The sequence below is a fragment of the Deltaproteobacteria bacterium genome, assembly GCA_016709225.1.
Lineage (GTDB): Bacteria > Myxococcota_A > Polyangia > Nannocystales > Nannocystaceae > Xiheibacterium > Xiheibacterium phototrophicum.
This window is the reverse complement of sequence record JADJEE010000001.1, coordinates 793,584-816,825: the sequence shown is the minus strand read 5'-3', so window position 1 is coordinate 816,825 and position 23,242 is coordinate 793,584. Positions and strand designations below refer to the sequence as shown.

The 23,242-nt window shown below is 70.9% G+C and carries 24 protein-coding genes; all 24 read left to right on the top strand.

Features of this window, described 5'->3' with window-relative positions; genetic code table 11:
* Positions 1 to 15: 15 nt before the first annotated feature.
* The gene (locus IPH07_03450) at positions 16 to 1,149 is read left to right on the top strand and encodes a hypothetical protein (GenBank protein ID MBK6916436.1); all 1,134 of its coding nucleotides are present in this window, start codon (positions 16 to 18) and stop codon (positions 1,147 to 1,149) included.
* Complete coding sequence (locus IPH07_03445; GenBank protein ID MBK6916435.1) at positions 1,146 to 2,102, top strand: MinD/ParA family protein; 957 nt, start codon at positions 1,146 to 1,148, stop codon at positions 2,100 to 2,102. The genes IPH07_03450 and IPH07_03445 overlap by 4 nt, the downstream gene beginning before the upstream one ends.
* A 7-nt stretch (positions 2,103 to 2,109) precedes the next feature.
* Positions 2,110 to 3,015 carry a FliA/WhiG family RNA polymerase sigma factor gene (locus tag IPH07_03440; GenBank protein MBK6916434.1) on the top strand — a complete coding sequence of 302 codons (906 nt, stop codon included), beginning with the start codon at positions 2,110 to 2,112 and terminating at the stop codon, positions 3,013 to 3,015.
* Between the two features lie 11 nt (positions 3,016 to 3,026).
* The gene (locus IPH07_03435) at positions 3,027 to 3,752 is read left to right on the top strand and encodes a flagellar hook basal-body protein (protein MBK6916433.1); all 726 of its coding nucleotides are present in this window, start codon (positions 3,027 to 3,029) and stop codon (positions 3,750 to 3,752) included.
* 21 nt (positions 3,753 to 3,773) lie between these two features.
* Entirely contained in the window at positions 3,774 to 4,559 is a 786-nt protein-coding gene (gene flgG, locus IPH07_03430; protein ID MBK6916432.1) for a flagellar basal-body rod protein FlgG, read from the top strand.
* 8 nt (positions 4,560 to 4,567) lie between these two features.
* On the top strand, positions 4,568 to 5,494 hold the full coding sequence (gene flgA, locus IPH07_03425; GenBank protein MBK6916431.1) for a flagellar basal body P-ring formation protein FlgA: 927 nt from the start codon (positions 4,568 to 4,570) through the stop codon (positions 5,492 to 5,494).
* The gene (locus IPH07_03420) at positions 5,491 to 6,183 is read left to right on the top strand and encodes a flagellar basal body L-ring protein FlgH (GenBank protein MBK6916430.1); all 693 of its coding nucleotides are present in this window, start codon (positions 5,491 to 5,493) and stop codon (positions 6,181 to 6,183) included. Before flgA ends, IPH07_03420 begins: the two co-directional genes overlap by 4 nt.
* Positions 6,184 to 6,260: 77 nt before the next feature.
* Positions 6,261 to 7,388, top strand: a complete 1,128-nt coding sequence (locus tag IPH07_03415; GenBank protein ID MBK6916429.1) for a flagellar basal body P-ring protein FlgI — start codon at positions 6,261 to 6,263, stop codon at positions 7,386 to 7,388.
* Positions 7,388 to 8,362, top strand: a complete 975-nt coding sequence (locus IPH07_03410) for a peptidoglycan DD-metalloendopeptidase family protein (GenBank protein ID MBK6916428.1) — start codon at positions 7,388 to 7,390, stop codon at positions 8,360 to 8,362. The genes IPH07_03415 and IPH07_03410 overlap by 1 nt, the downstream gene beginning before the upstream one ends.
* A 76-nt stretch (positions 8,363 to 8,438) precedes the next feature.
* The gene (locus IPH07_03405) at positions 8,439 to 8,816 is read left to right on the top strand and encodes a hypothetical protein (GenBank protein ID MBK6916427.1); all 378 of its coding nucleotides are present in this window, start codon (positions 8,439 to 8,441) and stop codon (positions 8,814 to 8,816) included.
* Positions 8,817 to 8,818: 2 nt separating this feature from the next.
* Positions 8,819 to 10,198 (top strand): flagellar hook-associated protein FlgK, encoded by a 1,380-nt coding sequence (gene flgK / locus IPH07_03400; protein MBK6916426.1) that lies wholly within the window; start codon positions 8,819 to 8,821, stop codon positions 10,196 to 10,198.
* Positions 10,195 to 11,100 (top strand): hypothetical protein, encoded by a 906-nt coding sequence (locus tag IPH07_03395; GenBank protein ID MBK6916425.1) that lies wholly within the window; start codon positions 10,195 to 10,197, stop codon positions 11,098 to 11,100. The genes flgK and IPH07_03395 overlap by 4 nt, the downstream gene beginning before the upstream one ends.
* Positions 11,101 to 11,396: 296 nt before the next feature.
* Positions 11,397 to 11,663: a carbon storage regulator gene (locus tag IPH07_03390; protein ID MBK6916424.1), complete on the top strand. Its 267-nt coding sequence runs from the start codon at positions 11,397 to 11,399 to the stop codon at positions 11,661 to 11,663.
* Between the two features lie 47 nt (positions 11,664 to 11,710).
* Positions 11,711 to 12,034: a flagellar assembly protein FliW gene (locus IPH07_03385; protein MBK6916423.1), complete on the top strand. Its 324-nt coding sequence runs from the start codon at positions 11,711 to 11,713 to the stop codon at positions 12,032 to 12,034.
* A 90-nt stretch (positions 12,035 to 12,124) separates the two neighbouring features.
* A complete protein-coding gene (locus IPH07_03380; protein ID MBK6916422.1) occupies positions 12,125 to 13,999 on the top strand; it encodes a DUF115 domain-containing protein in 1,875 nt (624 codons plus the stop codon).
* A gap of 131 nt (positions 14,000 to 14,130) precedes the next feature.
* Positions 14,131 to 14,970 carry a flagellin FliC gene (locus IPH07_03375; protein MBK6916421.1) on the top strand — a complete coding sequence of 280 codons (840 nt, stop codon included), beginning with the start codon at positions 14,131 to 14,133 and terminating at the stop codon, positions 14,968 to 14,970.
* 108 nt (positions 14,971 to 15,078) lie between these two features.
* Positions 15,079 to 16,458 (top strand): hypothetical protein, encoded by a 1,380-nt coding sequence (locus IPH07_03370; protein ID MBK6916420.1) that lies wholly within the window; start codon positions 15,079 to 15,081, stop codon positions 16,456 to 16,458.
* Positions 16,459 to 17,114: 656 nt separating this feature from the next.
* Complete coding sequence (locus IPH07_03365; protein ID MBK6916419.1) at positions 17,115 to 17,942, top strand: flagellin FliC; 828 nt, start codon at positions 17,115 to 17,117, stop codon at positions 17,940 to 17,942.
* A 372-nt stretch (positions 17,943 to 18,314) separates the two neighbouring features.
* The gene (locus tag IPH07_03360) at positions 18,315 to 19,142 is read left to right on the top strand and encodes a flagellin FliC (GenBank protein ID MBK6916418.1); all 828 of its coding nucleotides are present in this window, start codon (positions 18,315 to 18,317) and stop codon (positions 19,140 to 19,142) included.
* A gap of 362 nt (positions 19,143 to 19,504) precedes the next feature.
* Entirely contained in the window at positions 19,505 to 20,329 is an 825-nt protein-coding gene (locus IPH07_03355; protein MBK6916417.1) for a flagellin FliC, read from the top strand.
* A 205-nt stretch (positions 20,330 to 20,534) separates the two neighbouring features.
* On the top strand, positions 20,535 to 21,866 hold the full coding sequence (gene fliD / locus IPH07_03350) for a flagellar filament capping protein FliD (protein ID MBK6916416.1): 1,332 nt from the start codon (positions 20,535 to 20,537) through the stop codon (positions 21,864 to 21,866).
* Between the two features lie 9 nt (positions 21,867 to 21,875).
* Entirely contained in the window at positions 21,876 to 22,262 is a 387-nt protein-coding gene (gene fliS / locus IPH07_03345; GenBank protein ID MBK6916415.1) for a flagellar export chaperone FliS, read from the top strand.
* A complete protein-coding gene (locus IPH07_03340; protein MBK6916414.1) occupies positions 22,259 to 22,579 on the top strand; it encodes a hypothetical protein in 321 nt (106 codons plus the stop codon). The genes fliS and IPH07_03340 overlap by 4 nt, the downstream gene beginning before the upstream one ends.
* Positions 22,580 to 22,624: 45 nt before the next feature.
* Positions 22,625 to 23,239 carry a hypothetical protein gene (locus tag IPH07_03335; protein ID MBK6916413.1) on the top strand — a complete coding sequence of 205 codons (615 nt, stop codon included), beginning with the start codon at positions 22,625 to 22,627 and terminating at the stop codon, positions 23,237 to 23,239.
* Positions 23,240 to 23,242: the final 3 nt, after the last annotated feature.

Here is a 23,242-nt window from a genome sequence, read left to right as displayed (position 1 = left end):
TCGCAAGACCCCACCATGGACCCACGCACCTTCCAGGCCCGAGAAATGCGAGAAGCGCTGGCACTGGTCCGACGCGAGCTCGGACCCGACGCCGTGATCCTCGACACCCGCAGGGTCCCCGGGCGCGCGCTCGGCCTGCTCGGCGGCAGCTTCGTCGAGGTCACCGCCGCGCCCGCCACCGACACTGCGCCGACGCCCACTGCGGGGGTTCCGTCGCCGTCCCGTTCCGAGCCCGATCTGCGAGCCGTGCGTGCGCTGCTGCCCGAGCGCCGCGCCGAGCGAGCCCGCACCACCCCACCGCCCTCCGCCCGCGCGATGATCCAGGACGACCCCGCAGCCGCGCTCGCGGCCGCGGCGGGTCGCAGCGCGGTGGTGCCGTTCGCCGCGCTGCGCCGACGTCTGCTGGCGGCGATGGTGCCCCGCGATCTGGTCGAGTCGTGGCTGCGCACGCTGCCACCGGGCAGCGACGGCGCCGACGCCCGCGCGGGCGCCGAGCTCGAGCTGCGCTCGCTGCTGCATCGACGCCTCGGCGCACCGCTCGGCCTCGGCGACGACCGCAGCCGTGTGGTCGCGTTCGTGGGCCCGACCGGCGTCGGCAAGACCACCACGGTCGCGAAGCTGGCCGCGATGGCCCACCTGGTCGGCGGCAAGCGCATCGCGCTGGTGAGCCTCGACGACGGTCGCATCGGCGGCACTGCAGCGCTGAAGGCCTACGCCAAGCTGCTCGACGTGCCGATGTCGATCGCCTCTGGTGGTGGCCTCGCGCAGACGCTGGCCGAGCACCGCGACGCCGAGCTGGTGTTGGTCGACACGCCCGGCATCTCGCCGACCCACACCGAGGCCTTCGACGAGCTGGGCCGCCGGCTCGGTCGCGGCGGCGAGCCGGTGCTCACCCACCTGTGCGTGGCGGCAGCGACCCGCAGCGAAGAGCTCGAACGCATCGCGCACCTGTACCGGCCCAGCTCACCGGCCGCGCTGTTGGTGACCAAGGCCGATGAAGCCATCGCGATCGGCAGCGTGCTCGGCCTGCGCTTCGCCGCCGACCTGCCGCTGTCGTTCGTCACCACCGGCCCCCAAGTCCCCGACGATCTCACCCTCGCCCACCCCGAAGTCCTCATCGATCTGCTGCTCGGAGGCGCACGCGCATGAACCCCGATACCCGCAAACCCGCCCACCCCTTGTCCATCGCGCCGGCCGACGCCGACGGCGGCGAGGCCCCGACCTCGACGCGCGACGGTGCGCCGCCGACCAACCTCGGCGACGTCATCCCGCTGCGCAGCGCGACGGTGCCGATGAGCCCGACCGTCATCGCGATCACCTCGGGCAAGGGCGGGGTCGGCAAGACCAACCTGTCGGCAAACCTCGCGATCGCGCTGGGTCAGCGCGGCGCGCGGGTGCTGGCGATCGACGCCGATCTCGGCCTCGCCAACCTCGACATCATCATGGGCGTCGCGCCGACCTTCACCACCGCCGACCTGCTGCGTGGCGAGGCCACCGTCGACGACGTCGTGATCGCAGGTCCACCCAACGTGTGGCTGCTGCCAGGCGCCTCCGGACAGCACGACCTCGCCAACCTCGACGACGTCGCGCGCCGCGACCTCTTCACCGCCATCGACGGGCTCGACTCGCGCTTCGACGCCATCGTGGTCGATACCGGCGCCGGCATCGGCAGCAACGCGATCGGCTTCGCCGCCGCCGCCAAGGACATCGTCTTGGTGGTGACGCCCGAGCCCACCAGCGTCGCCGACGCCTACGGCATGCTCAAGGTGTTGTGCACGCGCTGCGCGGTGCGTCGGGTGCACGTGCTCGCCAACATGGTCGGCGGCCCAGCCGAGGGCGAGCAGGTGTTCCGCCGCCTGCTCGCACTGAGCGAGCGCTTCTTGAATGTCGGTCTCGACTACCTCGGCGCAGTGCCGCGGGACGGATCGATCAGCCGCGCCGTCATGCGCGGCGAGCCGGTGATGCTGGCGTACCCCCGCTGCCCGGCATCGCTCGCGATCGCCGAGGTCGCCGATACGCTGTCGCGCAGCGACCACCGGGACGAACGCGAGGGCGCGCTGCGCCTGTTCTGGCGCCGCCTGCTGCGGCAGAAGGGAGCTTGAGGCCACCATGTCACGACTCGGAATCGCTCGACGTACCCCGCGCCGCGCCGGCGCACGCGGGGCCATCGTCGCCGCCGCGGCCGCCCAGGACGCGGACCCCCATCACGACCACGCCGAACCCGCGGCCAACGGCGATGCGCCGGAGCACGCCGCCAACGCGCCGGTCGATCACCTGCACGCCGGCGTGGCGATCGAAGGCGGCCCGGCGGCCAACGACGCGCCGCGGCCCAAGCTCGACGCCACCGTCTATCTCGACTTCGTGCGCCGCATCGCGACCCGCATGGCGCGCTCGCTGCCGGCCCACGTCGCGCTCGACGATCTGGTCGGCGCGGGCACGCTGGGCCTGCTCGATGCGATGGACCGCTTCGACCCCAGCAAGGCCGATCGCTTCGAGACCTACGCCGAGTTCCGCATCAAGGGTGCGATCCTCGACGAGCTGCGGCGCTACGACCTGATGGCCCGCAACGCACGGCTGACCGCCAAGCGATTGGCGCGCAAGACCCAGGAGCTCACCGCCAAGCTCGGCCGTCCACCGAGCGAGGCCGAGGTCGCCGAGTCACTCGAGATGACCCACGAGGAGTACCGCAAGCTGGTCGACCGCATCGGCAGTGTGCGGGTGCTCAGCCTCGACGACCTCCAGCACGGCGACGACGGACCCGCCGATCGCATGGTCGAGCTGTCGAGCAAGACCCTCGGACCCGACGAGGCCACCGGCATCCGCGAGCTGCACGCGCGGCTGCGCAGCGCCATCGCCGGTCTGCCCGAGCGACAGCAGCTGATCCTCGACATGTACTACCACCGCGAGATGACGCTGAAGGAGATCGGCCTGCAGGTCGGCGTCACCGAGTCGCGGGTCTGCCAGATCATGGGCGAGGCCACCGGCCGCCTGCGTCACCTGCTGCGACACGGTTAGGAGCCCAACCCATGGCCAACGGCATCTACATCGGCATGTCCGGCGCGATCGCGGCGCAACGACGCCTCGACGTCGTCGCCAACAACGTCGCCAACGCCTCGACTCCGGGCTTCCGCCAGCAGCGGGCCCAGTTCACCGCGTTCGTGGTCCCGACCGGCGACGCACGCCCGATCGAGAAGGGCTTCGTCGCGATGACGCAGACCGCGGTCGACGACAGCGCGGGCACCATCAGCGCCAGCGAGAACCCGCTCGATGTCGCCATCGACGGTCGCGGCTACTTCGTGGTGCAGGCGCCCGGCGAGCAGCTGCTCACCCGCGCCGGCAACTTCCGCCTCGCCGAGGACGGTCGCCTGGTCGACACCCTCGGCAATTCGGTGCTCGGTGGCGAGGGCGGTGCCCGCAGCCCCATCGTGGTGCGTCCCGATGCCGGCCCGGTGAGCGTCGGTGGCGACGGCACCGTCAGCCAGGGCGGCACGGCGATCGCAAGGCTGTCCATCGTGGACGTCGCCGCCAATCGTCTGGTGCCCGTGGGAGACACGCACCTGCGCGCGGCGCCGACCGACATGCAGCCGATGCCCAACGCGCGCGTGCAAGCCGGCGCGCTCGAGAGCAGCAACGTCAATCCCGTGCGCGGGCTCGTCGAGCTCGTGACGCTGACCCGTGAGTTCGAGTCCAGCCACAAGGTCATGGGCGAGTATCGCCGCCTCGACCAGAAGCTGCTCGGCTCGAACCGCTAGCACCCGACAGGAATCAAGCCCGTGATCCGAGCCCTCCACACCGCCGCCACCGGCATGGATGCGCAGCAGCAGCGCATCGACGTCATCTCCAACAACCTCGCCAACGTCAACACGACCGGCTTCAAGAAGCAGCGCGCCGACTTCCAGGACCTGCTCTACCAGCAGGTGCGGGCGCCGGGCACCACCGCCGCCCAGGGCACGTTCGTGCCGAGCGGCCTGCAGGTCGGCACCGGCGTGCGCACGGCCGCCACCCACCGCAGCTTCTCGACCGGCGATCTGCAGCAGACCGGCAATCAGCTCGATCTCGCGATCGAGGGCAACGGCTTCTTCCAGGTCACGCTGCCGGGTGGCGAGGTCGCGTTCACGCGCGCCGGCAACTTCGAGCTCGATCAGCAGGGCCAGCTCGTGACCACCGACGGCTACCCCGTCGACCCCGCGATCGCGATCCCCCAGGGCGCCACCGCCGTGACGATCGGGGCCGACGGCACCGTGTCGGCGACCATCGCCGGTGAGACCGCCGCCAGCGAGGTCGGACAGATCCAGCTGGTGAACTTCGTGAACCCCGGGGGTCTGCAGGCCATCGGCCGCAACTTCTACAAGGCCACCACCGCCAGCGGCGATCCCCAGAGCGGCCCGCCCGGCCAGCAGGGCCTCGGCTCGCTGGCGCAGGGCTTCCTCGAGATGTCCAACGTCAAGGTCGTCGAAGAGATGATCAACCTCATCTCGAGCCAGCGCGCCTACGAGATCAACTCGAAGGTCATCCAGGCCAGCGACGAGATGCTGCAGACCACCGCCAACGCCGTGTGAGGTCCGAGATGTCGCGTTCGATCCCCACATTCGCGCTCGTGCTGGCGTTGCTCGGCCCCGCCGGCGCGCACGCTGCTGCTCGAGGCGTCACGGTCGACGGCGATCGCATCACCGTCGGCGATCTGGCGCCGACGATGCCGCGCGCGGTGCTCGACATCGACGTCGCGCCCGCGCCGGCCCCCGGCGCCCGCACGCACATCACCCGCGCCGCGGTCGCCGACGCCCTGCGTCGGGCGGGCGCCGACGAGACGCTCGCCGACGCCCTGCCCAGCCGGCAGGAGGTGAAACGAGCCGCGGAGTCGATCGACGTCGAGGGCCTCACCGCCGAGGTCCGCGAGGCAGCGCTCGCCGAGCTCCCGCTCGGGGTCTCGATCGAGCGCGTCACGGGCCTGTCCGCGACCTCGGTGCCGCCGGGTGGCCATCGCGTCGAGGTCGTGCTCGGCCGCCTGCGCCGCTCGACCACCGCGACGGTGCACGTGTTCGTCGGCACCAAGCGCTGGACCACACAACAGGCGACGCTGGCGCTGACCGGCGTCGCGAAGACACCGGTGCTCCGCCGCGCGATGGCGCCGGGCACCACGGTCACCGACGAGGACGTGCACCTGCGCGAGGTCGCGATCGACGAGCTGCCCGAGGGCGCCATCACGCGCACCGACCAGCTGGTCGGCAAGCGCCTGCGCACGCGCCAGGGCGGCGACGCACCGCTGCGTCGTACGGCCGCCGAACCGCTGCCGATCATCACCCGCGGCAGCGTCGTCAACCTGGTGGCGCAGCGCCCGGGCTTCACGATCACGCGCCAGGTGGTCGCACAACAGGACGGTGGCCAGGGCCAGGTCATCCGCGTCAAGCCGGTCGACGACGACACTCGCACCATGGTCGTGACGGTCCACGGCAGCAACGACGTGCGCGTGCATGCGCTCGGAGGCCGGCGATGAGGCGCTCGCTGTGGTTCGCGGTGGGCATCGGCTTCGCGGTCGCGCAGGGCGGCTGCGCGGGCCCGGTGGTCCACTACAAGTTCCCGACCCGCAACTACCAGGCCGGCCACTACGCCAGCGACGCCGCCGGCGACAGCGGTCTGCTGTGGGGCGAGCACACCGCCAACGTGCTCGAGGACGCGCGCAGCCGCCGGCTCGGCGACCTCGTGATCGTCCGCATCGAGGAGACCGCCGACGCGGCCGGCAACGCCACCACCAAGACCAGCCGCAAGAGCAGCGTGCAAGGTGGCGTCAACAACTTCTTCGGCCTGATGGAGCGCTACGCCAAGAAGCACCCCAACGTCGACTCGACCGCGCTGGTCAAGGCGTTGTTCGAGTCGTCGTTCGAGGGCGATGGCTCGACCAAGCGCACCGGCACCTTGACCGCGATGATCCCCTGCCAGGTGAAGCAGGTGTTGCCCAACGGCGACCTCTTCATCGAGGGCACCAAGACCATCCAGATCAACGCCGAGGAGACCCACCTCTATCTCTCCGGCGTGGTGCGGCCGTTCGACATCGACATGGCCAACCAGGTCGCGTCGGCGCGCATCCTCGACGCGCGGATCGACTTCTCCGGCCGTGGCGTGGTCAGTGACAAGCAGAAGCCCGGCTTCCTGCAGCGCGGCCTCGATCACCTGATGCCGATCTGATCACCGCCGCCTCCGCCATCACCCTCGCTCGCGTCCCCCGCTTCCTTGCCCGTCGCCCCCGGAAACGCCCGCCCATCATGTCCAACGCCATCTCGCGCCTGCGCCTACCCGCGTTCGCCCTCGCCGTGCTGTGCTGCCTGCTGTCGATGGTCGGCACCGCCCACGCGGAGCGCCTCAAGGATCTCGCGACCATCCGCGGCGTCGCCAGCAACCCGCTGGTCGGCTACGGCCTCGTCGTCGGCCTGGCCGGAACCGGTGACAACCTGCAGAGCGCGCAGACCCAGCAGATGGTCGCCAACATGCTGGGCCGTCGCTTCGGCACCATCATCACGCCCGCGCAGATCAAGGCCAAGAACGTCGCGGTGGTGATGGTCACCGCCCGCTTGCCGCCGTTCGCCCGCATCGGCGGCCGCATCGACGTGACGGTGTCGTCGGCGAGCAACGCAAAGTCGCTATTCGGCGGCACCCTGCTCCCGACCGCGCTCAAGGGCGGCAACGGCGAGACCTACGCGTGGGGCGAAGGCCCGCTGATGGTCGGGGGCTGGGCCGCCGACGGCAAGAGCGGCAGCGGCGTCAGCAAGAACCACCCCACGGTCGGCCAGGTGCCCGACGGCGGCCTGGTGGCCAAGGAGCTCGGCTTCAAGCTGAGCGCCGACAAGCCCATCACGGTGGCGCTCGATCGCCCCGACTTCACCACCGCCGCACGCGTGACCGAGGCCATCAACGCCCGCCTCGGTGCGGTGCTGGCCCATGCCCCCGACCCCGGCACCGTGCTGGTCGAGGTGCCAAAGTCCAAGCGCCGTGATCTGGTGCGCCTGGTGGCGAGCATCGAGAACCTCGAGATCACACCCGACCAGAACGCCCGCATCGTCATCAACGAGAAGACCGGCACCGTCGTGATGGGCGCCGACGTGCAGGTCATGGCCTGCGCGGTCAGCCACGGTGCGTTGACGGTGCAGATCGACGAGCGTCAGGAGGTCTCGCAGCCGGGTGCGTTCGGCGGCGGTGACACGGCCAAGACCCAGCGCTCCGACGTCGCCGTGACCGAGGATGGCAGCGACATCGCGCTGCTCGGCGACGCGCCGACCCTCGGCGAGGTGGTCGCGAGCCTGAACTCGCTCGGCGTCAGCCCGCGCGACCTGGTCGCCATCCTGCTGGCGATGAAGCAGGCCGGCGCGCTGCGGGCCGAGGTCGAGGTGCAGTGATGCGCGTGCCGGCGGCCGAGGCCCTGCTCGCCCGAGGCGGCGTCGATGGTGCCGGCGGCCCCGCCGACGCGGCCGCCGACAACGCCCAGGTCGCGGCGCAGTTCGAGACGCTGCTGCTGGGCGAGCTGGTCAAGGCCATGCGCCAGAGCGCGTCGGTGACGGGCGACGACGGCGGCTTCGCGACCGGCACCTACCAGGAGATGTTCGATCAGGCCATCGTCGACGCCAGCGCCGGCGGCCTGGGCCTGCGCGATGCGATCGCGCGACAGCTCGGCGGCGGTGCACCGTCGTCGGCGAGCGCCGAGCGGGCCGGTCCACATCCGCTGCCGCCACGCATCGCCCACGCCTTCGCCGGCGCGTCCACGGGGCTGCCGCTGCACGACCCCGCACCGGTGATGAAGCGGGGCGTCGCGGCGCCGGCCTACGCCGGTGACATCGGCACCGCCTTCGAGGGCGGCACGCCATCGCCCGGGCTGTTCCCGGTCGACGGCGGCGTGCAGAGCTCGGGCTACGGCTTCCGCGTGCATCCGATCCACGGTGACCGCCGCTTCCACGGCGGGCTCGACATCGCGGCGCCCGAGGGCCGCGAGATCCGAGCGGTGCAGCGCGGCGTGGTCATCCGCGCCGAGCGACACAAGGGCTACGGCAACATGGTCGAGATCCGCCACCCCGATGGCGTCGTCACCCGCTACGCCCACGCCAGCAAGCTCTACGTGCGCGAGGGCGACGCGGTCGATGTCGGCGAGACCATCGCCGACGTCGGCAGCACCGGTCAGAGTACTGGCCCGCACCTGCACTTCGAGGTCCGCGACGGCGGTCGAACGCTCGATCCCCATGCGTACCTCGAGCGCCTGCGCGCGGCCGGTGACGATCGTGGCGCAGCGCGCTCGCGCACCGGCATCACGGTCGACGACGACGGCCGCGATCGGGACGTGGTCGCCGCGGCCACCGACGTTGGCACGCACGATGAATAGGTGACGTCGGTGAAGCCTTCGTGGCCCCTCGACCGCGCGCGGACGACGGGTGACCTCGAAGGCGGGAGCTTCACCGATGGAACCCGACGCCGACGCACTGATCGAAGCCATGCAGCGCCTGGGGCTGCTGCTCGCGCAGGAGGACGCCGCGCTGCGGTCGTTCGATCTCGCGGGCATCGCCGCTGCGGCCGAGGCCAAGCTCGAGCTCGAGCCCGAGCTCGAGGCGGCCCGCACCGCGCTGGGCGGCGCCGAGCTGGGACCCGCACAGCGCGAGCGGCTGTCGGCGCTGCACGACGGCATCGCCACCGCGGCGCGGGCCAACCTGCGTCGCTTGAAGGCCAGCCTCGACGCCGTCACGGCGCTGGTCGACCACGCCACCGGCCGCAGCGCCAGCGGCTATGGTCGCAGCGGCCACGGACAGATCCGGCCCGTGCTGGCCAGTGAGGTCGGCTGAGCATGACCACGCTCGGCGGACTGCTGCAGATCGGGCGCAGCGCGATCGTCACCCACCAGGCGGCCCTCTCGGTGGTGTCGAGCAACACCGCCAACGCCGACACCGTCGGCTACGCCAAGCGCGACGTGCAGTTCTCGTCGCTGGCCGCCGGCGGCGGCGTCGGCATCGGTGCGGTGCTGCGACGCTCGTCCGACCTGGTCGCGCAGCGGGTGCTGCTCGCCAATGGGCGACTCGGCGCGCACCAGGCCATGTCGGACGGCCTCGGCGCGCTCGAGGGCAAGTTCACCGATCGCGAGGCCGGGCTCGGCGGCAGCCTCGACGCCTTCTTCGCGGCCCTGCGCACGCTCGCGACCGACCCGGCCGACGCGCAGCTGCGCGGCGACGTGCTGGCGCGCGCCGACGCCCTCACCTCGGCGTTCTCCGACGCCGCCGCGACCATCGACCGCGAGCGACGCGGCACCGACGGTGCGATCTCGGTCGAACTCGCGCGCGTCAATCAGCTGGCGGCCCAGATCGCCGACGCCAACGAACGGGTCGCCAGCACCGCCCCCGACACGGCCGATCGCGCCGAGCAACTCGACCGCCGACAGCAGCTGGTGGACGAGCTCGGCGGACTCGTGCAGCTCACCACGCTGCCGGCCGCCGACGGCACCCTCACGTTGCTGGTCCAGGGCGGCGCGACGCTGGTCCAGGGCGCCAACGCAGCGTCGTTGCGCGGCACGCCGGACGCGGCCAACGGCGGCCTACTGCGGGTCGACCTGGTCGACGTCTCCGGCGCAGCGCTCGACGTCACCGACGACCTGCGCGGCGGCTCGATCGGCGGGCGACTGATGCTGCGCGACGAGACCTTCGTCGCGACCGCCGACAGCCTCGATCAGCTCGCCTACGATCTGGCAACCAGCTTCAACGCCGTCCACGGCGCTGGCTTCGGCACCGATGGTGTCAGCGGTCGCGATCTGTTCGCGCCGCCGGCCCAGGTGGCGGGTGCCGCCGCCGGCTTCGCGCTCGCGCCGGGCATGATCGACAACCCCGCGTGGTTCGCCGCCGCCGACACTGCGGCCGGCGCCAGCGGCAACAACGACAACCTGCTGGCGATGCTCGCCCTCGCCGACGCACCGCTGGCAGCCGGCGGCACGCTCACGGCGGGCCAGCAGGTCGCCTCCATGATCGGTGAGATCGGCCGCAACGCCCGTGCCGAGACCGACGCCGCCGACGAGGCCGCCGCCTCGCTCGAGCAGAACCAGGCGCTGCTGCAGTCGGCGACCGGCGTCTCGATCGACGAGGAGCTCGTCGATCTCACCCGCTACCAGCGGGCCTACCAGGCTGGCGCCCGCATCATCTCCACCGTGGACACCCTCTTCGACACGTTGCTCGCACTATGATCCGCATCACCCAGAGCCGACAGAGTGGCCTCGCGCTGCACGCGATCTCGACCGCACGCTCGCGCCTGCAGCAGGCGCAGCGGGTCGCGATGAGCGGCCAGCGCGTGACCAAGCCCTCCGACGACCCCGCCGCGGCTGCGCGCGCGCGCCTGCTCGGCGAGCTCGACGCCCGCGCCGACTCGCACCAGACCGCCGCCGGCTACGGCCTGTCGCGGCTGCAGACCGCCGACACCGCGCTGGGCGAGGCCGGCAACGTGCTGGTGCGCGCGCGACAGCTCGCGACCTCGATGGCCAACGACACCATGTCGGCCAGCCAGCGCCAGGCGGCCGCCGCCGAGGTCGCCTCGCTGCGCTCCGCCATGATCGCGATCGTCAACACGCGCCACGGCGACGAGTACGCCTTCGCCCACGTCGACACCCGCTCGCCGCCCTACGTCGACGGCACTGGCTTCACCTACGACGTCGACACCTTCGCCGCGGTGCGCTCGGCCGAGGTCGGCCCCACGCAGACCGTCGAGATCGGCGCCTCCGGCAGCCTCGCGTTCGCCCAGCGCGCCAGCGATCCCAACAGCATCGACGTGCTGGCGGCGCTCGCCGATCTGCAGGCCGATCTCGAGAACGACGACGCCGACGCGGTGCGCAGCGACATCGACGGCATGGCCGCCGCGTTCGACCAGGTGCTCGGCGAGCGCACCCGCGTGGGCGTGCGCATGTCGCAGCTGCAACGCGCCGACGAGGCCGCGCGGCAGAGTCGCAGCGTCTACCAGAGCCTGCGCTCCGACCTCGTCGACGCCGACGCGGCCGAGGCCTTCTCGACGCTGTCGCTGGCCGAGAACACCATGCAAGCCGCCGTGACCGTGGCCTCACGCGTGCTGGGACCGAGCCTCCTCGATGCCGGCTGAGCCCCGCCCACGTTCCGCCGCGCCGGTCGAAGCCGCCCGTGCGACCGCCTGCCGCGGGGAGCCGATCTCGCCGCGGCGGGCCCCCGTCGACGACGCCGACGCGCTGGGGTGGACGCGGCCGAGCGGCCCAGAAGCCATCGCCGAGCCCCGTACGGGCCCGATTCGGACCCCCACGCACCGCTTGCCGCGCGCCTGTTCCGTTCCCACGACAAAAGGTGCTAGCACTGCAGCGACGACGACCATGACGAAACGCGAAGTCTCGACTCGGTCCGTCCCGACACGCCAAGGAGGCGAAGGTGCTGACGCTCACTCGCAAGATCGGACAAAAGATCCTGATCGGCAACGGCATCGAGATCGTGGTGCGGGAGATCCGGGGTCGCCAGGTGCGGCTGGGGATCACGGCGCCGCTGGGTCTCCCAGTGTATCGGGAGGAGCTGTACCAACAGATCGCGGACGAGAACGCCCGCGCGACGAGCGAGATCAGTCTCGACCGGCTGGAGGGGCTACCCGAACCATCCGTTCGACGCGGTTCGGGCAGTTCGACGCCCCCGTCGACCGGCTGATCCACTTCCCGCTCGGCATCCCCGGCTTCCCGGACGCGAAGAACTTCGTGCTGGTCGATCATCGACCCGGCTCGCTGTTCCGCTGGCTGCAGGCCGCCGACATGGAAGAGCTCGCGTTCGTGGTGATCGACCCGCTGATGTTCATGCCCGATTACCCCATCGAGCAGGTCCGCCGCGCGATCGCATTCTGCGAGCTCGAGCCCGACGAGGAAATCGCGGTGCTGGCGATCTGCACGGTGCCGCCGCAGCCCGACGAGCCGACGGCCAACTTCTTGGCGCCGCTCGGCATCGGCCTGCGCTCGCGTCGCGGCGCACAGATCGTCCTGCACGAGTGCGGCTTCGACACGCGCGTGCCGCTGTTCCGCCGCTAGCGGACGTGACGGCGGCCTGTCTCGGGCCGCCGTCCGCGTGTGAGCGCAGCGTCAGCGAGCTGGCGCAGGATCCTCGGCAAGCTGCTTGCAGTGACGGCGATCGCCGTGCTGCAAGCCACCCTCCGCGCCGTACTCGCCGACGACCCCGACGGGTGCGCGCGCGCCCTCGCCTGCGTGCCGAGCCCCCGCGTCGGCAGCTGTGAGACGCCGCAGGGCCCGGTGGTGACCGTCGCCCACCGCAAGCTCCACAGCGGCCGCGACCCCGAGGGCGAGGCCCGTCGGTTCGTGCGCGAGCTCGACCTCGCCGACGCGACGGCGGTCATCCTGCTCGGCTACGGCTCGGGCTACGTCGCGCGGGCGATCGCAGCGCGCTGCAGCGCGACCCTGTTCGTGTTCGAGCCCGATGTCGAGCAGCTCGTGGTCGGCCTGCAGCACGGGCCGGTGCCGCCGCGCATGCACGTGATCACCACGCCGTCACGCCTGGGTGAGGTGCTCTACGCCCGCCTCGCGAGCCACGATCGCGGCGTGCTGGCGAAGTGGACCCCGAGCCTCCGCGTGGCACCGGCGGTCTACGAGGCGGGTCTACATGCGGCCGCACACGCCATCGATCGCGCGGCGCTGCGGCACCGCACCGCCCGCATGCGCGGGCCCGGCTGGCTGCGCCACTACCTCGAGAACCTGCCTGCGCTCGCGCGGTGGCCGGGCCTGCCCGCGATGGCCGGTGGCCTCGCCGGCGTACCGGCGGTGGTCGTCGCGGCGGGGCCCAGCCTCGACAAGAGCATCGCCGCACTTCGCGAGCGCAGCGACGACGCACTCATCCTCGCGGTCAACACCGCCGCGGGCGCGCTTGCGAAGGCCGGCATCCGCCCCCACGCCATCGTCGCGATCGAGTCGCTCGACGTCAGCACGCAGCTGGCGGCGCTCCCGTTCCTGCGCGAGGTGCCGGCGTTCCTCGAGCTCACCGGCCACCCTGCGCTGTGGCAGCTGCCGTTCGCGCAGAAGATCCCGATCTCGGTCGACACCAACGCGTGCGTGCACTTCTCCGCGCGCGTGGACCCGCGTCACCACCTCGCGGCCGGCTTCTGCGTGGCCAACGCGGCGGTCGCGATCGCGTACGCGCTGGGTTGCGGTCCGATCGCGCTGGTCGGCTCCGACCTCGCGTACGCCGGCGACCGCGTCTATGCCGACGGCACGGCGTTCGCCGACATGCGGGTCGAGATCGGCAGCGATGGCACCGCCGCGCTGCGCGGCCTCGAGGGCAAGCGCGCGATCGAGTCGGCGTCGCACGCATCCAGCGGCGGCGCACGCATGCCCGACACCGCACGCACCCTCACCGCGCCGGGCTGGTATCCGGGCACCGAGGTCGTGACGACCCGCGACTTTCTCATGTTCCGCGACTGGTACGCCGCCAGTGCCAAGACCCTGCGCGCCGAGGGCATCCGTCCCGTCAACGCAACCGAGGGTGGCGCGCACATCCCCGGCTGGGACCACGTGCCGCTCGCGGCGGCGATCGACGCGGGCACCGGCATCGGCGTCGGTGAGCGCTTCGCTGCGCTGCTGCGCCGCGCGCCGTCGTCCCCCGCCAAGCTCGCCGAGCTCGTCGCGCAGGAGCTCGCCGCATGCGAGGGCCTGTTGACGCTCGCGCAGACCACCACCGCCACGCTGGGCGACGACCCCGACGGTGATCTGACGCTCGATGCCGCCACCGCCGATGCGATCGTCGCCAACAACCTGCGCGTGCGGACCCTGCTGCGCAGCGCACCGCTGGTCGCCGAAGCGCTCGCGGTGCCCATCGACGACCTCCGGACGCGTGGTCGCATCACCAGCCACGGCTTCTACGCCGCCATGCTCGTGCCGCTGCGCGAGCTGTCGATCACGCTGGCACGCCTCTCGCAAAGACTAGCGAGCGAGCAGAGCGAACGAGTTCACGAAGCTGCTGGGACCCCACTCGCCGCCACGGCGTGACGGGTCCGCAGCAGGCAAGTCCCGCGACGACGGCATGCTGCCGGCTTTGACCAGGGCACGAGCGCCACGACTGGCCACCTTCGCAAACGAACATTGCCGGGCCTCCGCCAAGGCCCCGAACCGAGGTCATCATGGGAATCTCACTGCGCACCAACGTTGCCGCCCTCGAGGCCAACACCTCCCTCAGCCAGACCAACGAGCGACTCAACTCGAACATGATGCGGCTGTCCAGCGGCCAGCGCATCAACCGTGCGGGTGACGACGCCGCCGGCCTGGCCATCAGCGAGGGCTTCCGCGCCAACATCGTTTCGCTCGACCAGGCCAAGCGCAACGCCAACGACGGCATCTCGCTGATCCAGACCGCCGAGGGCGCGCTGCAGGAGGTCTCTGCGATCCTCATCCGCATGCGCGAGCTCGGCATGCAGGCCTCGACCGAGACGGTCTCGACCGGCCAGCGTGGGTTCATCCAGAACGAGTTCGACCAGCTGCGCTCGGAAATCCAGCGCATCGGCAACACCGCCAACTTCAACGACCTCGATCTCCTCACGGGTCAGTTCGCTGCGACCGCCAACGCGATGACCTTCCAGGTCGATCTCACCGGCGATCCGACCCAGCAGATCAACGTGCAGATCGCGACCGTGTCCCCGTCGGCGCTCGGCATCGAGCTGGTCGCGATGACCACCACCGGTGGCGCCCAGGGTGCGCTGTCGATCCTCGACGCCGCGATCCAGGGCGTCTCGGCCCAGCGCGCGACCCTGGGCGCGGCGCAGAACCGCCTCGAGGCCGCGATCAACAACATCTCGACCCAGTACAACAACCTCAGCGCCGCCAACTCGCGCATCCGCGACGTCGACGTCGCCGAGGAAACCGCCGCGATGGCCCGGCACCGCATCCTCATGCAATCCGGCGTCTCCGTCCTCGCACAAGCGAATCAGATCCCTCAGCTCGCTCTCCAGCTCCTGCAGGGCTAATCGCGGCACCTTCGACCCCGCACGCCGGGGGGCCATGGCCGGCCCTCCGGCGCTTTTCTTTCGCGGGAGCGGTGACGCACGCGGTGCCCCGCGGTGTTGCAGCTCGGGATGACCGTGCTCGTCCGACGACGCCCGCTGCTCCCCCTCGCCTGGTTCACCGCCGCCGTCGCGGCCGGCTGCGCCGATGATCCGGCCAGCGGCGACGACGACGCTGCCGCCGACTCGAGCACCGGTGGCGGCGACACCGACGTGCCGCGCTACTGGCAGGACGTCGCGCCGATCTTCTTCGAGCGCTGCGGCACGTGCCACACCGCAGGCGGGGTCGCGCCGTTCGTGCTCGACACCTACGCCGAGGCTGCGAGCTGGGCCGCGGCCTCGGCGCTCGCGGTCAGCGAGCGCACCATGCCGCCGTGGTTGGTGACCGACGACGGCACCTGCGGGAGCTTTCGTGACTCGCGGGCGCTGACGCAGGAGCAGATCGACACCATCGTTGCGTGGGCCGACGGTGGCGCGCCCGAGGGCGAGCCACGCACCGACCTCGTGCTGCCGCCGCTGCCCTCGCTGGCGTCGGCGACCGAGCTCGCCACGCCAGCGTTCGCCCCCATCGCGCAGGGCGGAGCGCTCGCCGAGACCGACGAGTACCGCTGCTTCCTCGTCGAGCCGTCGCTCGCCACCGACAGCTACATGCGCGCCAGCGAGGTCGTCGTCGGCAACGCGGCGCTCACCCATCACGTGTTGTTGTTCGACGTCGATCCGACGCTGGAGGTGGCGCCGGGGGTCACCAACGCCGACGCGATCGCAGCGCTCGACGACGCGTCGCCCGATCGCGAGGGCTGGCCGTGCTTCGGATCGACCGGCGACGGCACTGCGCCAGGCGGCGTGCCGGTGTCGTGGGCCCCGGGCCAGGGCATCGCGCGATTGCCCGACGGCATCGGCTATCCGCTGCACGCCGGCAGCATGTTGGTGATGCAGGTGCACTACAACCTCGCGGGCACCGGTCAGACGCCAGCGCCATTCGTGACGCGCGTGCGCCTCGAGACCACCGACACCACCGAACGCGAGGCGTTCTTCGATCTCCCCGACGGCCTGCTCGAGAGCCTGTTCGGCCCCACCCCCGACGCGCTGGCGGCCGGCGAGGCCGAGGTCGACTACAGCTGGGAGCTCGACGTGGCCGACATCGCCGGAGGGCTGCCGGGCCTCGACGTGCTCGGCGTCCTGCCACACATGCATCGCTTCGGCGTGCGGCAGCGCTTCGAGATCATCCACGCCGACGACACCGTCAGCTGCGGCAGCGACGTGCAGCACTGGGACTTCGCGTGGCAGATCTACTACATGTTCGAGGAGTCCATCCGCCTGGTGCCGGGCGATCGCGTGCGCGTCACCTGCACCTACGACACCCGCGGCGCCGAGGGCCCGGTGCTGCCGGGCTGGGGCACCGACAACGAGATGTGCCTGCTCGGGGTCCTGATGGCGCCGGTGCTCGAATAGCGACGTCGCGCGAGAAAAACTTCGGGGCCCCCTCAAGAGTTCGGGGCCTCCGACGATGACGGGGCTGTCGGCAACCGCCCACGACACATCCGAGCGCCGGATGTCTCGGGGTCACCGCCCGACCGAGCCCCGCACGTACGCGGGCGCTCGCACAACCGTCCACGGAGGACACCCATGCGACCCCACGCCCCCCACTGCGCGGCTGCGTCCGCGCTTCGCTCGCCCGAAGACCCTACCCTCGTGACTGCGGATCCGTCGACCGCTGCGCCTTGTCGCAGCCGACGCGGAGGCCCGGTCGCGCGCGTCGTCGTGGCCTGACGCCGAACGCTGCTCCCGCCGACGATCACGGCCGCCGGCGCCGACGGTGCACATCGCACCGCACGCGCCCCGCGACAGCCCGACGTCGGCCACCGCGCGATGACAGCGCGAGCGCTCGCTCGCGCGTCGACCCGCGCATCGCCAGCTGACGCCGCGACCCCGGAGTCCGCGTGCACGCCCACGATCGGGCGGCGCTCGAGGCCCTCCCTCGTCCGGCACCCGTTCTTCGACCCCGTACCCCAACCCCCAAGCGAACGCCTCGCGAACATCAACCTCCGGGCACGAATGCCCACGCCCCCGCCGCAACCGGGGGCGGATCCCACGAAGGGAACTCTCCAATGCTCAGCGTCAAGACCAACCCCTCCTCTCTCATCGCCCAACGCAACCTCGCCGCCGCCAGCTCGGGACTCGCCGAGAACATCGCGCGGCTGTCCTCGGGCCTCCGCGTCCGGTCGGCCGCCGACGATGCCGCCGGTCTGGCCATCTCGGAGGACTTCAAGGCCAACATCCGCAGCCTCGATCAGGCCAAGCGCAACGCCAACGACGGCGTGAGCCTGGCGCAGACCGCCGACGGTGCGTTCGGCGAGGTCGGCAACCTGCTCAAGCGCATGCGCGAGCTCGCCGTGCAGTCGCGCAACGGTACCAACAACACCAGCCAGCGCGGCTTCCTGGACGACGAGTTCCAGCAGCTCAAGAGCGAGATCGATCGCATCGTCTCGACCACCGAGTTCAACGGCATCCAGCTCATCGACGGCTCGCAGTCGACCGGCATCGAGTTCCAGGTCGGCGCCGGCACCACCGCCGACGATCGCCTCACGCTGTCGATCGCGACCAGCTCGACCAGCGCGCTGGGCCTCTCGACCGCGGTGATCAGCAGCACCGGTGGCAGCGACTCCGCCATCAACGCGCTCGACCTGGCGATCGAGGGCATCTCGACCCGCCGCGCGGCCATCGGCGCCATGCAGAACCGTCTGCAGGTCACGATGTCGAACCTCGACACCTACTCGACCAACCTCTCGGCCGCCAACTCGCGCATCGTCGACGTCGACGTCGCGAGCGAGACCGCCGAGCTCACCAAGCACAACATCTTGCTGCAGGCCAGCACCGCCATGCTCGCGCAGGCCAACCAGGCGCCGCAGGCGGCCCTGCAGCTGCTCGGAGGCTAGTACTCGCACCCGCGGAGGCGTCGCTCGAAATGGGGTCCGAGCCGCGTCTCCGCGGGTCGCGAGTCGGGGTCGATGACCCCACGACTTTCGTCCCTCGAACCGCACCCCAGTAGCTCTTCCATCACCCGCACCACGCCCCGATCCACGCGCGATCGGTCGACGCCGACACCACGCCGAGCGCGACCGCATCGAGAGAGACGAGCGCACCTCCTCCACCAGTCCGAACCAACCGCAACACCAACGACAACCACCACACGGCAACGGCGGGCGCGCGTTCTCGAGGCGCACGCATCGCTGCCACCCATCCGACCTCGAGCGCGGGCATGAATGCCCGGCCCCGCACCCGCGGGGACTTCCACGAAGGAAATCGCAATGTCCATCTCCGTACGTACCAACGTCTCCTCACTCACAGCCCAGAGCAATCTCGGCAAGACCTCCGCCGACCTGCAGAAGAGCATCTCGAGGCTCTCCTCAGGCCTCCGGGTCGAGTCCGCCGCCGACGACGCGGCCGGCCTCGCCATCTCGGAGGACTTCAAGGCCAGCATCCGCTCGCTCGATCAGGCCCGCCGCAACGCAAACGACGGCGTCAGCATGATCCAGACCGCGGACGGCTCGCTCAAGGAAATCGGCGGCCTGCTCACGCGCATGCGTGAGCTGTCGGTCCAGGCCCGCAACGGCACCGTCAACACCCAGCAACGCGGCTACCTCAACGACGAGTTCGGGCAGCTGCGCTCCGAGATCGACCGCATCGTCAACACCACCGAGTTCAACGGCGTGGATCTGCTCGACGGCAGCCAGGCCGGTGGCCTCGACTTCCAGGTCGGCAAGGACACCTCGACCGACGATCGCCTGACCATGTCGATCGCGACCTCGAGCGCGAGCGCGCTCGGGGTCAGCGCATCGACCATCAGCTCGACCTCGGGTGCCGACTCGGCCATCACCGCGCTCGACACCGCGATCCAGAGCATCTCGACGAGGCGTGCAGGCCTCGGCGCGATGCAGAACCGACTGTCGACCACGATGTCGAACCTCGACACGTACTCGACCAACCTGGCCGCCGCCAACTCGCGCATCGTCGATGTCGACGTCGCGAGCGAGACCGCCTCGCTGACGAAGAACCAGATCTTGATGCAGGCCGGCACCGCCATGTTGGCGCAGGCCAACCAGGGCCCGCAGTCCGCCCTGCAGCTGCTCGGCTAGCGCCGACGGCCGGCTCGATGTCACCGCGCCCGCGCATGGGCGCGGTGGCATCGACCGCACACGCTGCTTCCCCTCGAGCTCCCCCACCACGATCTCCAACCCCACGACCTCCCTCGAAAGCAGGACCCCACCCATGACTTCCCGTTCCCGCGCGTCTCGTCGCGCACGACTCGAGCTTGCCCACGCGGGGCAGGTCGGCTCCGGCCGCCCTCAACCGCGCGGGAAGGATCCGCCTGACTTGACCTTGGTGCCCAAGCCGCGCGCGCGTTCCAGGGGGCGCGCGTCCGGTTCACCCATACCCCGGACCCGGGCACGCATGCCCGTCCCCGCAGCGCGGGGAACTCCACGAAGGAAGCAAGACCATGTCACTGTCCGTTCGCACGAACGTGTCGTCCCTCACCGCTCAGGGCAACCTGAGCAAGACCTCGGCTGACCTGCAGAAGAGCATCTCGCGTCTGTCGTCCGGCCTGCGGGTGCAATCCGCAGCCGACGACGCCGCAGGGCTCGCGATCTCCGAGGACTTCAAGGCCAGCATCTCGAGCCTGAATCAGGCCCGCCGCAACGCAAACGACGGCGTCAGCATGATCCAGACTGCGGATGGTTCTCTCAAGGAGATCGGCGGGCTGCTCACGCGCATGCGTGAGCTGTCGGTCCAGGCCCGCAACGGCACGGTCAACACCCAGCAGCGCGGCTACCTGAACGACGAGTTCGGGCAGCTTCGCTCCGAGGTCGACCGCATCGTCAACACCACCGAGTTCAACGGCGTGGATCTGCTCGACGGCAGCCAAGCCACTGGCCTCGCGTTCCAGGTCGGCAAGGACACGACCTCCGACGATCGGCTGACCATCTCGATCGCCACCTCGAGTGCGAGTGCACTCGGGATCAGCGCCTCGACCATCAGCTCGACCTCCGGTGCCGACTCGGCCATCACCGCGCTCGACACCGCGATCCAGAGCATCTCGACGAGGCGTGCAGGCCTCGGTGCCATGCAGAACCGACTGTCGACCACGATGTCGAACCTCGACACGTACTCGACCAACCTCTCCGCTGCGAACTCGCGCATCATCGACGTCGACGTCGCAGAGGAGACCGCCAACCTCACCAAGAACCAGATCTTGATGCAGGCGGGCACCGCGATGCTGGCGCAGGCCAACCAGGGACCGTCGTCGGCCCTGCAGCTGCTCTGACGCACCGCGGCCGGCGGGTCGGCCCATCGACGGGCCGGCCCAGGCCAGAACCACACGCAGCCCCCGCAGCGGGCGCCCGCATGGCGCCCACGGCGGGGGCGTCTTCGTTTTGCGCGGCAACGTGGGCGGCGTCGCACCGACGTGGGCCGCTCAAGGTTTCGCGCGGCGCGGGCGATGCCACGACCCGCGGAGTCAGCGACACCCCATGGCCGCCATCAGCTTTTCAGGTCTGGCCTCCGGCCTCGACACCAAGTCCATCATCAGCGCCTTGGTCGGTGTCGAGCGGGTGCCGATGCTGCGCCTGCAGGCCAAGAACGACGACTACAGCGCCCAAGGCCGCATCGTCGACCAGCTGTCGTCGGCCCTGTCGGCGCTCAAGACCGCCGCCGAGAAGCTCGGCAGCGCCGGTGACTTCCTCTCGTACGCCGGCACCAGCTCCGACGACGGCGTCGTCAAGGTGACCACCAGCGGCACCAGCGTACCGGGCAACTACGCCATCGAGGTCAGCAGCCTCGCGCACGCCCAACGCACGTACTCCGACCCCGTCACCGACGCCACCGCGGCGCTGTCCGGTAGCGCGCAGACCCTCACCCTCGACATCAATGGCACCCAGACCGCGATCTCGATCGACGCTGGCGCGAGCCTGCGCGACGTTGCCGCGGCCATCAACGCCTCGGGCGCGGACGCCAGCGCCGGCATCCTGTTCGACGGCACCCGCTATCGCCTGCAGGTCGTCGGCCGCAGTACCGGCGAGGACAACGGCATCACCTTCACCGACACCGGCCTCGGCCTCAACCTGAGCGGCGCGGGCAACACGGTGCAGGCGGCCACCGACGCCGCCCTCACCGTCGACGGCTTCCCCGTGACCAGCGCGAGCAACGTGCTCACCGACGTGTTGCCCGGCACCACGCTCGAGCTGCGCAGCGAGAGCACAGGTCCGGTGAACCTCGAGGTCAAGGCCGATCCCGCCGGCGTCAAGACCAAGCTGCAGTCCTTCGTCGACGCCTACAACTCGGTCGCGCGCATCATCCAGAACCAGTCGGGCGTCGGCAAGGACACCTCGACGCTCAACGGCGACTCGACGGTGCGCACCATCGAGCAGGGCCTTTCGGCGTTGATCTCGAGTCCCATCCCGGGCCTCGTGGGCGTGGGTGGGAGCACGCTGCAGCTGGCCGACCTCGGAATCCAGACGCAGCGCGACGGAACCCTGACGCTCGACGGCACCGATCTCGACAGTGCACTGGCGGCCGACTTCGGACGGGCCGCTACATACTTCGCCGGTGACGGTACCAACTCGGGCATGAGCAAGCTGCTCGGCGACTTGGTGGAGGGCTACACCTCGAAGACCGACGGCTTGCTGACCACGCGCAAGAAGGGTCTGACCGACACGATTGCCGCGAACGACAAGCAAATCGAGAACATGCAGGCGTACCTCGACCGCTTCGAGTCTTCGCTCACGCAGCAGTACTCGGCACTCGAGCAGACCATGAGCACGTTGCAGGGCCAGCAGTCGTATCTGGCACAGTTCCTGAAGTAGTTCGAGGGCATGTCCCTCGCGGTCGCGCGGAAGTACAAGACCACGCAGATCGAGTCCTCGTCGCCGGGGCAGATCCTGCTGGCGCTCTACGACGGTTGCATTCGCTTCTGTCGGACCGCCCAGCAGCACATCCTCGCCGGTGACGTCGCGGCGAAGGGGATCGCCATCTCCAAGGCGTCGGCGATCCTCGGCGAGCTACGCGGGACCCTCGACCACAAGGTCGCACCCGAGCTGTGTGAGCACCTCGACAAGCTGTACCTGTTCTTCCAGGAGCAGCTCAGCCTCGCCAACATCCGCATGGACGGCGCGCCCATCGTGCCGGTCGTCAAGCTGCTGGGCGAGCTGCGCGAGAGCTGGGCCACCGCGGTCGGCTCGGTCGAAGGCGGTGGCACGTGAGCACTGCGACCGAGGAGCTCCTGCGCGAGCTGGTCGACATGACCGCCGCGATGTGTGACGCCTGTGATCGCCACGAGGTCACCGCGATGGCGCTCGCGACCTTCGCCCTCGCCCGCGGTGAGCGGCTCGCCGAGCTGCCCGAGGGCACCGCCACCCCCGCCACTCGCAGCCTGGCCCGCATGCTGGTCAGCCTCGACGAACGACTGCTTGCGGCCTGCGACACGATGCGCGTCGAGCTCGATCGCGCCCGTGCCCGCCTGCCCCGCCCCTCCGATCGCAACGACAACGCCGCCCGCATGCTCTCGGACGTCGCCTGAAGCGCCCCGAGCAGAGCCCACGTCCCCCGCCCGAAAGCCAAGCCGATGCCGTTTCGCACCTCCATCCCCACCCTGTCCCTGCAGCCGCTCCCCTTCGCCGTCGGTGGGGAGGCCGCCAACGACAGCCACTTCGGCCGCCAGCACGAGCAGGGTCTGACCGACGTGAACCTCCTGGTCGCGACCGCGGTCGCACGGGTGACCGCCCACGTGAACCCGCGCAACCTCAACGTCGTGCTGCAGCTCGCTGCCGGCCAACCGACGGTCGCGGGCGACGGCACCGCGCTCGCGTTCGCGATGGCGGGCGTGCTCGCGGCACGCCTGCGCTCCTGCGACGAGGGCGGTGAGCACGACGACATCCATGTGGTGGTGGTCGAGCGCGACCGCCACGTGCGGGTGTTCATCGCGGGTCACGACGTGCCGCCGCTCGGCATGGTCCGCGCGCTCGCGAAGGACGCACCCGACAGCCACTGCGATCGCACCGTGGCGCACTGCCGCCGCCTGGTCGAAGGCCTGGGTGGGACCCTGCGCCTGGGTCAGTGCGGCGACGAGCTGGCGGTGGAGCTGAGCCTGCCGGCGTGCCCGCAGGGCCCCGCCGTGCGCATGTCGCCGAGCGTGGCGCCGACGATGTCCGCCGCGCCGGACCTGCCGATGGCCTGCTAAAGG

Coding starts and splice junctions, on each gene's coding strand:
- IPH07_03370 (MBK6916420.1), top strand. CDS start 15,079: ATGACCGTGCTCGTCCGACGACGCCCGCTGCTCCCCCTCGCCTGGTTC.
- flgK (MBK6916426.1), top strand. CDS start 8,819: ATGACCACGCTCGGCGGACTGCTGCAGATCGGGCGCAGCGCGATCGTC.
- fliS (MBK6916415.1), top strand. CDS start 21,876: ATGTCCCTCGCGGTCGCGCGGAAGTACAAGACCACGCAGATCGAGTCC.
- IPH07_03435 (MBK6916433.1), top strand. CDS start 3,027: ATGGCCAACGGCATCTACATCGGCATGTCCGGCGCGATCGCGGCGCAA.
- IPH07_03415 (MBK6916429.1), top strand. CDS start 6,261: ATGTCCAACGCCATCTCGCGCCTGCGCCTACCCGCGTTCGCCCTCGCC.
- IPH07_03375 (MBK6916421.1), top strand. CDS start 14,131: ATGGGAATCTCACTGCGCACCAACGTTGCCGCCCTCGAGGCCAACACC.
- IPH07_03335 (MBK6916413.1), top strand. CDS start 22,625: ATGCCGTTTCGCACCTCCATCCCCACCCTGTCCCTGCAGCCGCTCCCC.
- IPH07_03395 (MBK6916425.1), top strand. CDS start 10,195: ATGATCCGCATCACCCAGAGCCGACAGAGTGGCCTCGCGCTGCACGCG.
- IPH07_03445 (MBK6916435.1), top strand. CDS start 1,146: ATGAACCCCGATACCCGCAAACCCGCCCACCCCTTGTCCATCGCGCCG.
- IPH07_03450 (MBK6916436.1), top strand. CDS start 16: ATGGACCCACGCACCTTCCAGGCCCGAGAAATGCGAGAAGCGCTGGCA.
- IPH07_03440 (MBK6916434.1), top strand. CDS start 2,110: ATGTCACGACTCGGAATCGCTCGACGTACCCCGCGCCGCGCCGGCGCA.
- flgA (MBK6916431.1), top strand. CDS start 4,568: ATGTCGCGTTCGATCCCCACATTCGCGCTCGTGCTGGCGTTGCTCGGC.
- IPH07_03410 (MBK6916428.1), top strand. CDS start 7,388: ATGCGCGTGCCGGCGGCCGAGGCCCTGCTCGCCCGAGGCGGCGTCGAT.
- IPH07_03360 (MBK6916418.1), top strand. CDS start 18,315: ATGTCCATCTCCGTACGTACCAACGTCTCCTCACTCACAGCCCAGAGC.
- IPH07_03405 (MBK6916427.1), top strand. CDS start 8,439: ATGGAACCCGACGCCGACGCACTGATCGAAGCCATGCAGCGCCTGGGG.
- IPH07_03420 (MBK6916430.1), top strand. CDS start 5,491: ATGAGGCGCTCGCTGTGGTTCGCGGTGGGCATCGGCTTCGCGGTCGCG.
- IPH07_03365 (MBK6916419.1), top strand. CDS start 17,115: ATGCTCAGCGTCAAGACCAACCCCTCCTCTCTCATCGCCCAACGCAAC.
- IPH07_03355 (MBK6916417.1), top strand. CDS start 19,505: ATGTCACTGTCCGTTCGCACGAACGTGTCGTCCCTCACCGCTCAGGGC.
- fliD (MBK6916416.1), top strand. CDS start 20,535: ATGGCCGCCATCAGCTTTTCAGGTCTGGCCTCCGGCCTCGACACCAAG.